Origin of the sequence: Streptomyces sp. NPDC127084, assembly GCF_042724175.1 — a bacterium.
Lineage (GTDB): Bacteria > Actinomycetota > Actinomycetes > Streptomycetales > Streptomycetaceae > Streptomyces.
In genome coordinates, this window is the sequence record NZ_JBHXFA010000086.1 from 1 (window position 1) to 13028 (window position 13028).

Annotated in this window: 13 protein-coding genes and 2 tRNA genes; 14 read left to right on the top strand and 1 reads right to left on the bottom strand. The window is 69.6% G+C overall.

The features are described from left to right. Positions 1-60: 60 nt before the first annotated feature. The 6 genes from ACFWI9_RS20300 to ACFWI9_RS20325 all read left to right on the top strand — a co-directional run bounded on the left by ACFWI9_RS20300 (position 61) and on the right by ACFWI9_RS20325 (position 6603). Positions 61-1275: a glycosyltransferase family 2 protein gene (locus tag ACFWI9_RS20300; protein WP_387163870.1), complete on the top strand. Its 1215-nt coding sequence runs from the start codon at positions 61-63 to the stop codon at positions 1273-1275. A gap of 160 nt (positions 1276-1435) precedes the next feature. Beyond that, the gene (gene proB / locus ACFWI9_RS20305; RefSeq protein WP_387163873.1) at positions 1436-2542 is read left to right on the top strand and encodes a glutamate 5-kinase; all 1107 of its coding nucleotides are present in this window, start codon (positions 1436-1438) and stop codon (positions 2540-2542) included. A 257-nt stretch (positions 2543-2799) separates the two neighbouring features. Next, complete coding sequence (locus tag ACFWI9_RS20310) at positions 2800-3303, top strand: hypothetical protein (RefSeq protein ID WP_387163874.1); 504 nt, start codon at positions 2800-2802, stop codon at positions 3301-3303. Between the two features lie 155 nt (positions 3304-3458). Continuing rightward, positions 3459-4742 (top strand): glutamate-5-semialdehyde dehydrogenase, encoded by a 1284-nt coding sequence (locus ACFWI9_RS20315; protein ID WP_387163876.1) that lies wholly within the window; start codon positions 3459-3461, stop codon positions 4740-4742. Between the two features lie 89 nt (positions 4743-4831). After that, positions 4832-5416 (top strand): hypothetical protein, encoded by a 585-nt coding sequence (locus tag ACFWI9_RS20320; protein WP_387163877.1) that lies wholly within the window; start codon positions 4832-4834, stop codon positions 5414-5416. A gap of 101 nt (positions 5417-5517) precedes the next feature. Beyond that, complete coding sequence (locus ACFWI9_RS20325) at positions 5518-6603, top strand: hypothetical protein (protein ID WP_387163879.1); 1086 nt, start codon at positions 5518-5520, stop codon at positions 6601-6603. A gap of 82 nt (positions 6604-6685) precedes the next feature. On the opposite strand, the gene ACFWI9_RS20330 is transcribed toward ACFWI9_RS20325, so the two are convergent. Continuing rightward, positions 6686-7771, bottom strand: a complete 1086-nt coding sequence (locus ACFWI9_RS20330; protein WP_387163881.1) for a M48 family metallopeptidase — start codon at positions 7769-7771, stop codon at positions 6686-6688. 225 nt (positions 7772-7996) lie between these two features. Between ACFWI9_RS20330 and ACFWI9_RS20335 the strand changes: the two genes are divergently transcribed. From ACFWI9_RS20335 to ACFWI9_RS20370, 8 genes are all read left to right on the top strand, one after another. Further along, positions 7997-8158, top strand: coding sequence for a hypothetical protein (locus ACFWI9_RS20335; RefSeq protein WP_385570934.1), 162 nt, complete (start codon positions 7997-7999; stop codon positions 8156-8158). A gap of 44 nt (positions 8159-8202) precedes the next feature. Next, complete coding sequence (gene nadD, locus ACFWI9_RS20340; RefSeq protein ID WP_387163908.1) at positions 8203-8820, top strand: nicotinate-nucleotide adenylyltransferase; 618 nt, start codon at positions 8203-8205, stop codon at positions 8818-8820. A 19-nt stretch (positions 8821-8839) separates the two neighbouring features. Continuing rightward, positions 8840-10582, top strand: a complete 1743-nt coding sequence (locus ACFWI9_RS20345) for a LytR C-terminal domain-containing protein (RefSeq protein WP_387163884.1) — start codon at positions 8840-8842, stop codon at positions 10580-10582. A gap of 159 nt (positions 10583-10741) precedes the next feature. After that, positions 10742-11182, top strand: a complete 441-nt coding sequence (gene rsfS / locus ACFWI9_RS20350) for a ribosome silencing factor (RefSeq protein WP_387163909.1) — start codon at positions 10742-10744, stop codon at positions 11180-11182. Continuing rightward, positions 11179-11838, top strand: a complete 660-nt coding sequence (locus ACFWI9_RS20355) for a histidine phosphatase family protein (protein ID WP_387163911.1) — start codon at positions 11179-11181, stop codon at positions 11836-11838. Before rsfS ends, ACFWI9_RS20355 begins: the two co-directional genes overlap by 4 nt. 173 nt (positions 11839-12011) lie before the next feature. Further along, a tRNA-Ala gene (locus tag ACFWI9_RS20360) sits at positions 12012-12084 on the top strand. Between the two features lie 384 nt (positions 12085-12468). After that, positions 12469-12702: a hypothetical protein gene (locus tag ACFWI9_RS20365; protein ID WP_109297576.1), complete on the top strand. Its 234-nt coding sequence runs from the start codon at positions 12469-12471 to the stop codon at positions 12700-12702. A gap of 163 nt (positions 12703-12865) precedes the next feature. Then, positions 12866-12938: transfer RNA gene (locus ACFWI9_RS20370), tRNA-Ala, on the top strand. The last annotated feature ends 90 nt before the right edge of the window (positions 12939-13028 follow it).

Sequence of the window (13028 nt, forward strand, 5' to 3'; positions counted from 1 at the left end):
CTCACGGGCCGTACCGCGTGCCGACCGGTCCCGGGACCGGGTGCTGGGCACGATAGGCGGATGGCTGACAGCTGTGCCGAGCCCGCAACGTGTCCCGATGTCAGCGTGATCATCGGCGCCTATGAGGCGATGCCCTATCTGGTGAAGTGCCTCGATTCCGTCGAGGCCCAGACGCTGGCACCGGAGCGGATGGAGATCGTCGCCGTGGACGACGGCTCGACCGACGGCACAGGTACGTACCTCGACCGGTTCGCCGCCCGGACACCGGTGCCCATGCGCGTGGTCCACCAGCCCAACTCAGGTGCCCCCGGCGGCCCGCGCAACATCGGTCTCGCCATGGCCCGCGGCCGGTACGTCTTCTTTCTCGACGCCGACGACCACCTGGGACACGAGGCGCTCGCGGCCCTCGTCACGATGGCCGACCTCGCGGGCACCGACGTGGTGGCCGGCAAGGTCGTCGGGGTCAACCGGGGAGTCGCCGCGTCGATGTGGACCCGGACCATGCGGCGCGCCGACCTCTACACCTCCAACATCAAGTACGCCCTGAGCGCGCAGAAGCTGTTCCGGCGCGAACTGCTCGTACGGCACGGCATCAGGTTCGACGAGTCCCTGCGCACCGGTGAGGACGCGCTGTTCACGATGGAGGCCTATCTGCGGGCCTCGGGGATCTCCGTCGTCGCCGACCCGGTCTGCTACTACCTCGTGGGCCGCGAGGACGGCAAACACCTGACCAAGACCGGCGGCTACGCGTCCCGCATCGATTCGGCGCGCGCCCTGATGGGGCTGATCGCCGCGCATCTGCCGCCCGGAACCCGCCGCGACCAGCTGATGGTCCGGCCCTTCACGGTCACCCTGCTACCGCAGTTCGGCCCCGTCGTACTCCGCCAGCCCGAGGAGTATCTGCGGCACAAGATGGGACTGGCGGCTCCTCTGATGGCCGCCTACTGGACGCCCGGTGTGGCGCGCCGGCTCAGGGTCGAACAGCGGCTGCGGCTCACCAGCGTGGCGTTGGGCCGTCCTGGTCCGCTCAGGGATGTGCTCGGGTTCTGCCAGGAGGGACGACTGCCCGATGTCGTGCACCGCCGTGGCCGCACCTACCTGGCGTATCCGCACTTCGACACCACGGCAGCGCCGGCGTCGGGGATGCCGCCGGCCGCGTACGAGATCACGGTCACCGAGCAGATCGGCGGGCGGCGTATCGAGCCGCGCCTGGCTCTGCTCAGACGCGCGGTACGGAGGGCGCGTCGGCTGGCCGGCCGGGCGGCGGACGGGTAGGCAGACCGGGGGCCGGGGACTCGCTGCGGGTCGGTGGGCGGTATGTCCATCGGCTGAAATGAGTGAGCACCGAGGTCACGCACTGGCATAGATTCGCCCTGTGACAGGTGCGAGGCAGTCAGGGGCGGCGGGGTCAGTGGTCAGGGAAAGCCGGAAAATCGTGGCGGACGCCCGCAGGATCGTCGTCAAGGTCGGCTCGTCCTCGCTGACCACCGCCGCGGGTGGTCTCGACGCGGACCGAGTGGACGCGCTCGTCGACGTACTCGCCAAGGCGCGCAGCGGCGGCGAGAAGGAGATCGTGCTGGTCTCCAGCGGCGCCATCGCGGCCGGACTCGCCCCGCTCGGACTGGCCCGGCGTCCCAAGGACCTCGCCCGCCAGCAGGCCGCCGCCAGCGTCGGGCAGGGCCTGCTCGTCGCCCGGTACACCGCGTCTTTCGCCCGCTACGGCGTACGGGTCGGCCAGGTGCTCCTCACCACTGACGACACCAGCCGGCGCGCCCACTACCGCAACGCGTACCGCACTCTCGACCAGCTCCTGACCATGGGAGCGGTACCGGTCGTCAACGAGAACGACACCGTCGCCACGGACGAGATCCGGTTCGGCGACAACGACCGGCTCGCCGCCCTGGTCGCCCATCTCGTACGCGCCGACCTTCTGGTGCTGCTTTCCGATGTGGACGGCCTCTACGACGGTGACCCGGGCAAGCCCGGAACCTCCAGGATCGAGGAGGTCAGGGGCCCCGCCGATCTGGAGGGCGTCTCGATCGGCTCGGCGGGCAAGGCGGGCGTCGGCACCGGGGGCATGGTCACCAAGGTGGAGGCGGCCCGGATCGCCGCAGCCGCCGCTGTCCCCGTGGTGCTCACCTCCGCGAGCAGGGCCGCGGACGCCCTCGCCGGGCGGGACACGGGCACCTATTTCCACCGTACGGGGCGCCGCTCCGCCGACCGGCTGCTGTGGCTCGCCCATGCCTCGACCCCGCAGGGCTCGCTGACGCTGGACGCCGGGGCGGTACGGGCGATCGTCGAGGGCAGGAAGTCCCTGCTGCCGGCGGGTATCGCCGGTGTCGACGGGGAGTTCAGCGCGGGGGACCCGGTGGAGCTGCGCGACGCCGATGGCAGACCGGTGGCCCGCGGGCTGGTCAACTTCGACGCCAAGGAGATCCCGCAGCTCATCGGCCGCTCCACACGCGAGCTCGCCAAGGAACTGGGTCCGGGTTACGAGCGCGAGGTCATCCACCGTGACGACCTCGTCGTACTGACCGGCTGACCCGCATCGGAGCGTCCGGTTCGTCGGAAAACGGGCACACAACGGGATCAGGACGAGTGCCGAACGAGCCCCGAACGAGAGGCGGGGCGGGCTGTGAAACGGCTGAATCTCCCGCTTTCCGGCGAGGACGTTTACCAAAACCGCCCCACGTGCGCCCCGGGGCTGGTCAACTTTGTCGGGGGAACTTTGTCAGAGGGACTTCCGTCAGGGGGCAGGACGGGGCCCGGGAACGGCAACGGAGCAACAGGAGGCGGCCGGTGAGACGAGCGCGCCCAGGGGCGGCGCCCCGGGGGACAGGAGGCAGCGCGATCGCACGGACCCGCAGGGCGGTGGGGGAGCCGCGCGCCCTCACCAGCGTGGACGCGGGCGCGGACTACAACGAGCCCGGCTCAGCGGAGGCGACCGAGGCCGATGGCGCGATGTCCAGGCTCTGGCACATCACCTTGTGCGTCTCGGGCGCCGAGACCCCGCTCCAGGAGGTCAGGCGAGGCCTGGAGCAACTGGCCCATGACCATCCGTTCCTGCTGACCAGCCGCTATGCCAACGATCACGCCGAGATCAGGTACTGGGAAGAGGCCCGCGATCTGCACGATGCCGCGGCCGTGGCGCTGCGACTGTGGGGCGAGCACCGTTCCAGTGCCAAGCTGCCGCCCTGGGAGATCGTCGGCCTGGAGGTCATCGACCGCGAGACCTACCACCAGCGCATCGCGGAGGGGTACGGCCCACCACCCGCTGCCCCTGTCGGCGTCCACCCGTACTGAACCGCGCTGAACCGCGCGACCAAGGCCAGGACCGGCCCCCGGACCTGCCTCTCCGGGGCCGCGGGCCGGCGCTGAGGCGACGCCAGGGCGGGGGTCCGTCTCGCAGTGCGGGATACGGTGCCGGATCTCCGGGGCGGGCGCATTACCCTGCGGACATGACCTCGCTCTCCCCGTACGACGACATGTCCCCGGTCACCCAGGCCGCCTACCGGGCCCGCGCCGCCGCCGCAGAGATCGCGCCACTTCCGCGCGCTGTCAAGGACGATGCCCTGCTGGCGATCGCCGACGCCCTCGTGGTGCGTACCGCGGAGATCGTGGAGGCCAACGCCGAGGACATCGCCCGTGCCCGCGAGGCGGGAACCAGCGAGGCCATCATCGACCGGCTCACCCTGACGCCTGAGCGGGTCCGTGCCATCGCGGCGGACGTCCGCGACGTGGCCGCGCTGCCCGACCCCGTCGGCGAGGTCGTACGCGGGTCCACGTTGCCCAACGGCATCGATCTGCGCCAGGTCCGTGTCCCCCTCGGCGTCGTGGGCATCATCTACGAGGCCCGTCCGAACGTGACCGTGGACGCGGCGGCGCTCTGCCTGAAGTCCGGGAACGCGGTGCTGCTGCGCGGCTCCTCCTCCGCCTACGCCTCCAACACCGCGCTGGTGCGAGTGCTGCGCGACGCAGTCGGCGGAGCGGGGCTGCCCGCCGACGCGGTGCAGCTCGTGCCCGGCGAGAGCCGCGAATCCGTGCGTGAGCTGATGCGCGCCCGCGGCCTGGTCGATGTGCTCATCCCGCGCGGTGGCGCCTCCCTCATCAGGACCGTCGTGGAGGAGTCCACGGTGCCGGTCATCGAGACTGGCACCGGCAACTGCCATGTCTACGTCGACGCCGATACCGACCTCGACATGGCCGTCGACATCCTCGTCAACTCCAAGGCGCAGCGGGTCAGCGTCTGCAACGCCGCCGAGACCCTCCTGGTGCACCAGGACGTCGCCGCCGCCTTCCTGCCCCGTGCCCTGGACGCCCTCGCCGAAGCGGGGGTCACCGTCCACGCAGACGAGCGGACGCTGGAGTACGCCGCGGGCACCAAGGCCACCGTGGTCCCCGCGACGCTGGAGGACTGGGAGACCGAATACCTCTCCCACGACATCGCCGCCGCGGTGGTCGACTCCCTGGACAAGGCCGTCGAGCACATCCGGCTCTGGTCGTCCGGTCACACCGAGGCCATTGTGACCACCTCCCAGGCCGCGGCCCGCCGGTTCACCCAATTGGTCGACTCCACCACCGTGGCTGTGAACGCGTCCACGCGCTTCACCGACGGCGGCGAGTTCGGCTTCGGCGCCGAGATCGGGATCTCCACGCAGAAGCTGCACGCCCGGGGCCCCATGGGGCTTCCCGAGCTCACCTCGACGAAGTACATCGTCACCGGTGACGGTCACACCAGGTGATGAACTGGTGATCGCCGGGTAGTGGCGGAGCGCGGGGCAGTTCCCCGCACTCCCTGCCCAAATCCCCCGCCCCGGTCTACCCTGAAGGCGTGCCGGACGACGTGGGGGGCAGGCCGTTTCCTGACGGCCGGGAGCCCGACGACGACCGCGGAGGCGCGGATGAGGACTTCGCCTCCGTGGCGTTCGACGAGGACTTCGTCCGGGCCGCCCTCTTCCATGAGCCCTCCGCAGCCGAGCGCCTGGTCGCCGCCGCCCAGGCACGCGCCGAGGCCGAGGCCGCACGGGCACGTGCGGGTGCCGGGTCCGCGGACGACGAGCTCTACGACGACGGATACGGCCCGGGTGGCGCGTACGGCTACGACCGCCTGTACGACGCCTACGGTGCCGACGACCGCGGTCTGCACGACCTGGACCCCTACGGCCCGCACGGCGGTGCCCTGCGCCCCTACCGCGGCACGGCCCACTGGCACCGGCCAGTCGCCTGGGTGCTCGCGCTGGTGATGGGGATCGGCATGGTCGCGCTGGCCTTCGGCGCGGTCTACCGGGGCGCGTCAGCCAACCGCCAGGACAGCGTCCCCCCGCCCGCCACCACCGGCGTCGACCAGCCATCGGCCATACCCGACCCGGACGCCCAGGTGACCTCCCCCCTCCCTGCCGTCCCCCAGATTCCCTGAGCCCCACTCGTCGGAGCGGGAAACCCCACGGGGGAACGTCTGTCCGAACTTGCCGATCGGCTCCGCGTTTACGTTCGGCCCTCCAGACCTACCCTGAAGATATGGCAGGGCGTGGAGACCCACCTGAGGGGAATCCCGAGGGGCTCCCCGGCGGAGGCGAGGACGAATACGGATCCGTCGTGTTCGACGAATCGTTCGTTCGCGCTGCCCGCCTTCAGGAGTACTCCGCCCAGGAGCGGATGGGCGACCACGCAAGGGCTGTCCGCAGCCGCCCCGGCTGGCGGATGTGGACAGGAGCGAAGCAGGTCCTCCTGCTGCTTGTGCTGATCGCCGTGGCCTTCGGCACCGCGATCTACATGGGCGTCCGCCATCCCTACCAGCAGACCCCCTCCCAGCCCGCCGAACCGCTGCGGAGCATGGTGATACCCCTGGCGCCGCAAGGCCCCGTGCCGGGTGGGGACCCCGCCCAGCTGTACGCGCGCAGCCCCGCGGCCCAGTACCGCTCAGGAGCCGCCGGAATCACCCTTCCGGCCGTACAGCGAACCAGCAATTTCTCCCAGAGCCAGGTCACGACCGCGCTGACCATAGCCAAGGACTACCTGGTGGACTCCTCGCTCGACCCCGCCGTCCTGGGCGGCAGCTCCACCCGGCCGGTACGGGCCCTGCTCGACCCGGACCAGATCGAGCAGTTCCAGCGCTCCGTGGACGCCCCGGCCAACGACGGCCGCCACGCGGCGACCGGCTGGCTGGTGCGTTTCGACCCCTCGAAGGCCACGCTCGCCGACCCGGCGATACGGGTCCATGGCACGCTCCGGGTCACCGACGCCGGTCCCAACGCCCTTGAGATCGCCTCGGACCACACCTTCACCTATGCGCTCCGCCCGGCTGACACCGGCCCGCGCGTGAGTGAGTCCTCCCTCTTCACCGTCCGCCGTGAACTGCACTTCCGCTTCGACCGCGACGATCTGCGCGCGCATCGGGTGGAGCTGCTCTCCAGCTACACCCAGGCCGGCCCGATGGCCTGCGCCGCCGAGACGGCCGGTGCCCTAGAGCCCCTGCTGGCGGGCCGCAACGCGACCGGCACCGCCCCGGCCGCCACCGACCCCTACCAGACCGGCCGGTCCACCGCCGCCTTCTGCGGTTCACTCGACCCGGCCGCCCAGCCCGGCCCGCCGCCCTCCACCTGACCGCCGCCCGGGCCCCACTCCCGGGTCGCCCGGGTCTCCCGGGGCACCGGAGCGGAGTGCCTCTCAGGTAGCACCGGCGGGCTCAGCCCTTGCCGCCCTCCTCATCCGCCGGGCGGCTGCCGCCCTGGCTGTCCGAGCCTCCCGCGCCCGTGAACTTGTCCCGCAGCCGGCCGCCGAGGTCGCCCGCGCCCCCGGCTATGTCGCCGACCAGCTTCATCAGCGGATCCTTGCTCGTGCGCACCGAACCCGCGTAGTGCGCGGCCGACTCCCGGAAGGAGTCGGTGACGGACGTGTCCTTGTCCTCCGCGCGGCGCGGGTAGTGGCCGTCCAGGATCCGCTGGTAGTCGCGGCTCTCCGCCCACTTCTTCAGTTCGGCGGCACGCACCGTGGTGAACGGGTGGGAGCGAGGAAGCAGGTTCAGTATCTTGAGCACCGAGTCACGCAGGTCGCCGCCTGCCTCGTACTCCTCGGCCTGCTCCAGGAACGCGTCGACGTTCATCTCGTGCAGGTGATTGCCACCGGCGATCTTCATCAGGCCCCTCATCGACGCCTGCAGGTCCTGGCCCACCAGCAGCCCCGCACGGTCAGCCGAGAGCTCCGACTTCCGGAACCACTCGCGCAGCGCCGTGACTATCGCCATGATCGCGACGTTACCGAGCGGTATCCACGCCACCTTGAGCGCCAGATTGGTGAGGAAGAGAAGTATCGTCCGGTACACCGCGTGGCCGGACAGTGCGTGTCCCACCTCATGGCCGATTACCGCCCGCATCTCCTCCTCGTCGAGCAGCTCCACCAGACCGGTGGTGACGACGATGATCGGCTCGTCGAGCCCGATGCACATCGCGTTCGGCTTCGGGTCCTGCGTGACGTACATCGGCGGGACCTTCTCCAGGTCCAGGATGTAGCAGGCGTCGCGCAGCATGTCGTTGAGGTGAGCGAACTGGGCGTCGCTGACCCGGACGGAGTCGGACAGGAAGAGCAGCCGAAGGCTCCTTTCCGGCAGCAGTCCGCTCAGGGCCTTGAAGACCGTGTCGAAACCGCTGAGCTTGCGCAACGCGACCAGCGCCGAGCGGTCCGCCGGATGCTCGTATGCCCGGGAGGAGATTCCGGGGAAGCGCCGGCGCTGCCTGCTCGGCACCTTCTCGCTGCCGGAATTGCTGTCGGTCATCGTATGCCCCCTGTTCTAACCAGCCGTTCCCACCAGTGGTGGCGGTCCGTCTCCGGTCCGTCCCTCTGACAGACCCCAGATTAGGGTCTGCGGTTGCGAGACCGCTGGGCCTGTGGATAACGCCGGTTGCCCCAACGACTGAGTCGGCGTGAGCGTGCCCGCACCCGGCGCATACGATGTGCGCGAAGTCTCCGGTCCGCTCCCGATCGATAGGTCCTGTAGAAGATGAGCCTCGCCAGCACCGCCGCCAACCTGGTCACTCTCGCCGAGGGTGCAGAGCACGGTGGCAACCACGAAAGCCTCAGCCCCTACCTCACCGGCTTCGGCGCGTTCGGTGCCCTCCTGCTGCTGCTGTGGATCACCACCCGCTTCAACCGCGACCGCTGATTCAGGGCCGGACGGCCGTGCCAGTAGGCTCTGCACGCATGGGTATGGGAAAGCAGGAACTGCCTACGAGGGGCGGCAAGCGCCGACTCGGCGTCATGGGCGGGACATTCGACCCGATCCACCACGGCCATCTGGTGGCGGCCAGTGAGGTGGCCGCCCTCTTCCACCTCGACGAGGTGGTGTTCGTGCCGACCGGACAGCCGTGGCAGAAGAGTCACAAGGCGGTTTCCCCTGCCGAGGACCGTTATCTGATGACGGTCATCGCCACGGCGTCCAACCCCCAGTTCTCGGTGAGCCGTATCGACATCGACCGCGGCGGTCCGACGTACACCATCGACACCCTGCGGGATCTGCGCTCGCTCAACAGCGACTCGGACCTCTTCTTCATCACCGGTGCCGACGCGCTCGCCCAGATCCTCACCTGGCGGGACGCCGAAGAGCTGTTCTCGCTCGCCCATTTCATCGGTGTCACCCGGCCTGGCCACGATCTGACGGATGACGGACTGCCCGAGGGCGGCGTCTCGCTCGTTGAGGTTCCGGCACTCGCCATCTCGTCCACCGACTGCCGGGCGAGGGTCGCAGAGGGGGATCCGGTCTGGTATCTGGTCCCGGACGGTGTGGTGCGGTACATCGACAAGCGCCAGTTGTACCGCAGCGAGTGAGTCACGGAGAGGGGCCACGGTGAACGACCAGCAGAACCCGTACGACCCGTATTACTCGCAGCAGCCCCAGATCATCGGCTACGACGAGTACGGTCAGCCGGTCTACCAGCAGCCCCAGCACTCCCCGCAGTCCTACGGCTACGACCCGTACGGGCAGCAGCGGCAGCCGTATCCGGAGCAGGCCGGCGAGCAGCCGGGGTACGGCTACAGCTACGACTACGGATACGGAAGCGACCCGTACACCCAGCAGCACGGCCGGGACCCGTACGACCAGGACCCATACGGCCGCCAGGGCGCCCCGCAGCCGGGCGCCGCTCAGCAAGCCCCCGAGCCGGGGCCCGCCCACGGGTACGACGGCGGCCACGCAGACCACGCCGACCGCGACCGGTACGACGGCTATGGCGCCCCCGAGCCGCATCGGGAACCTGATCGGACCGCCGCCGTACCGGGGCAGCGGCGCCCCGCGGACGACGGCGGTTCCGGTTCCGGTGGGGCCGACCAGCGCGAGTACCGCACCGAGCAGTTCTCGTTCATCGAGGAGCCGGACGAGGACTCCGAAGACGTGATCGACTGGCTCAAGTTCACCGAGAGCCGCTCCGAACGCCGCGAGGAGGCCAAGCGCCGGGGGCGCAACAGGGCCACGGCCCTCGTCATCGTCCTGGCCATGGCGCTCATCGGCGGTGTGGGATACCTCTGGTCCGTCGGCAAACTGCCCGGCACCGGTGGCTCCGGCGGCGCCCAGACCGCCGCGTCGGGCCCGCAGAAGCGCGACGTCATCGTGCTCCACCTGCACAACACCAAAAAGGGCGGCACCTCCACTGCCCTGCTTGTCGACAACGAGACCACCAAGCAGGGCACCACCGTTCTTCTCCCGAACTCGCTCGCGGTCGCGGACGACGAGGGCGCCGGCACCACCCTCGGCAAGTCCGTCGATGACGATGGCTCCACCGGCACCCGCGAGTCGATCGGCAACCTGCTCGGTACCGAGCTCACCGGTACGTGGCGGCTCGACACCCCCTATCTGGAGAACCTGGTCGAGCTCGTCGGCGGCATCGACATCACCACCGACACCGAGGTGCCCGGCGCCAAGAAGGGCGAGCAGCCACTGGTCGAGAAGGGGGAGAACCAGACCCTCAACGGCAGGATGGCCGTCGGCTACGCCACCTACCGCGGCAGCGGCGAGCCCGAGGCGGCCCAGCTCCAGCGCTTCGGCCAGGTCATGTACGGGGTGCTGCGGAAGCTCTCCAGCGACCCCCAGGCCGCCACGGTGACTATCGAGACCCTCGCGCAGATCCTCGACCCGTCCCTGCCCGAGAAGGATCTGGGAGCCTCGCTCGCCACACTGTCGGAGTACGCCAAGGGCGGCGACTACAAGACCGCGCTGCTGCCGGTCCAGCAGGACGGCACACTCAGCGAGGAGGCGAGTGACCGAGTCGTCAAGGACGTCCTGGGCGGCAAGGTCAGCGCTCCCGAGCAGGGTGCCGCGGTGCGGGTGGGCGTCCGAAACGCGACCGACGACGCCGACGCCACCGAGGCGGCCAGGATCGTCCTGGTCAACGGTGGCTTCTCCTTCGTGGACGCGGGCAAGTCGGATGCCATCTCCACCTCGCAGGTCCTGTACGCGGACGAGGCCGACAAGCCCAGGGCCGTGGAGGTCGGCAAGACGCTCGGGCTGCCGGAGAAGGCCGTGAAGAAGGGCAAGGCGGCGTCGAACGCCGATGTCACGGTGGTGCTCGGCGGCGACTTCGAGGTACCGAAGTAGACCGAAGCAGCAGGACGGGCTCCCGGCCTCAGGGCGGGGTTCCGAGGCCCGGTGGGGCCCCGGAACGATCACCGCGCGGGCCCCGGAACAATCACCGCGTGGGCTGTCGGTGGTCCGTGAGATCCTGGGAGGGTCTTGACCGCCGACGAAAGCTTGCTTGTGACCGCCACGGACCGCTCCATGGAGCTCGTCAACGCTGCCGCCCAGGCCGCGGCTGACCGGCTCGCGCACGACATCATCGCGTACGACGTCAGTGACGTCCTCTCGATCACCGACGCCTTCCTGCTCGCCTCCGCGCCCAACGACCGCCAGGTCAAGTCGATCGTGGACGAGATCGAGGAGCGGCTCCTCAAGGAGCTCGGCGCCAAGCCGGTGCGCCGTGAGGGCGACCGCGACGCGCGCTGGATCCTCCTCGACTACGTCGACATCGTCGTGCACGTCCAGCACAGCGAGGAGCGTGTCTTCTACGCCCTGGAACGGCTGTGGAAGGACTGCCCCGAGCTGCCGCTGCCCGAGGACGCGCTGAAGACCCGCGGCAAGGCCGAGGAGCACGCCCGTCTCATGGGGGACGGCGCCGAAACGGATGGTGAGCTGAGCTGAGCGCCACGGACCAGGCCAGGGGGAGGGACCGCCGCATCGTTCTGTGGCGGCACGGCCAGACCGCCTGGAACCTGGAGCGCCGCTTCCAGGGCTCGACGGACATCGAGCTGACGGAGACCGGCGTCGACCAGGCACGTCGGGCTGCCCGGCTGCTCGCTTCCCTCAGGCCCCACGCGATCATCGCGTCGGATCTGAAGCGGGCGGCGGCCACGGCCCGCCGGCTCTCCGCCATCACCGGCCATGACATCCACCTCGACTCGGCCCTGCGCGAGACCTACGCGGGTGTCTGGCAGGGGCTTACCCATGACGAGATCGTGGCCCGGTACGGCGAGGAGTACGCCGCATGGAAGCGCGGCGAGCCCGTGCGCCGCGGTGGCGGCGAGCTTGAGACCGAGGTGGCCGACCGCGCCGCGCCCGTGGTGCTGGACCATGCCGACAAATTGCCGGACGGAGGCACGCTCGTCGTGGTGAGCCACGGTGGCACGATCCGGACCACCATCGGCCGACTGCTGGGCCTTGAGGCGCACCACTGGGAGAGCCTGGGTGGGCTGTCCAACTGCTGTTGGTCCGTGCTCGGTGAGGGCGCGCGCGGCTGGCGCCTGCTGGAGCACAACGCGGGCACGCTCCCCGAGCCGGTGCTCGGCGACGACGACTGAGCGGATCGCCGCCCAGCGGCCGCCGGACCGCCAACGGCTGCCGCACCTCCGACCGGCCGACGGACCCGTCTCACGCCGCCGGACCGGCCGGATTTCACTTTCCGGCTGGTCACAGGCTAAAGTTCTTCTTGTTCGCAGCGCGGAGCACGAAACGCGAAGCGCGGAGAACTCAAGGGGCTATAGCTCAGTTGGTAGAGCGCTTGCATGGCATGCAAGAGGTCAGGAGTTCAATTCTCCTTAGCTCCACAAGCTCACACAGCACATCGATCCCGTCTCCCTCGTGGGGGCGGGATTTCGTGTTTCACGCCCTGCCCTTCCGGCCTCTCGGCCGTCTGCTTGCCCAGCCTGCTCGGCATCCCCAGCTCTCCCAGGTCTCCGTCAGTCCTCGTGCCCCGTGGCGGTGCCATGGCAGAATCGGGACGGCCGGAGGAGACGACGGCCGGAACGGGAGGAGGGGCGATGCCCGGTGGCAGCCTCGAGGAGGGCGATGATCGGCTCGCCTCTGTGGGGGCCCGCGACGCTCACCTCAGTTGCCCTTCGTGTGGTTCGTCCCAGGTCGCCCAAGTGCTCGGCGGCAATGGAGGTATTTCGTACGTGTGCACCGCTTGCGGCCACAGCTGGAGCTGAATGATGGGTGCACACAGGCGCAAGTGCGACTGGTGTGGCAGTGGCACGCCGATCGTCCGGGACATGGACCCCGTCAACCCCGAGTACCAGTACTGGTGCGAAGAGTGTGCGCGGGCGCTGATCATAAAAGGCGACCCGATCGAGACATACCGGGAGCTTGAGGGCGAGCCGATCTATGGTCGTCTGCTCGATGAGCACTGCGCCCTCAAGAGGTTCTACTCGTTCGCGAGGGCCTGAGGGCTCCGGACGGCCGGCTTTCGAGCCACCCGTCGGCCATTCTGAAAACGGGCATAAGGTGTCAAAAGCCCAGTCATGGGAAACGATTTGCTGAACCACCGGGGGGACCGTGTAATGTTCTCTCTGTCGCCGCGAGGGGAACCGAAAGGCCGACACGCAGCAAGGGGCTATAGCTCAGTTGGTAGAGCGCTTGCATGGCATGCAAGAGGTCAGGAGTTCAATTCTCCTTAGCTCCACAACAGCTCGCTGAGAGCAAAGAGAGAGGGGGGGCCCCGCCCGGGTGGGGGCGCTCTCATGTACCCGGCAACCCCGCCCCCGCCCCCCCC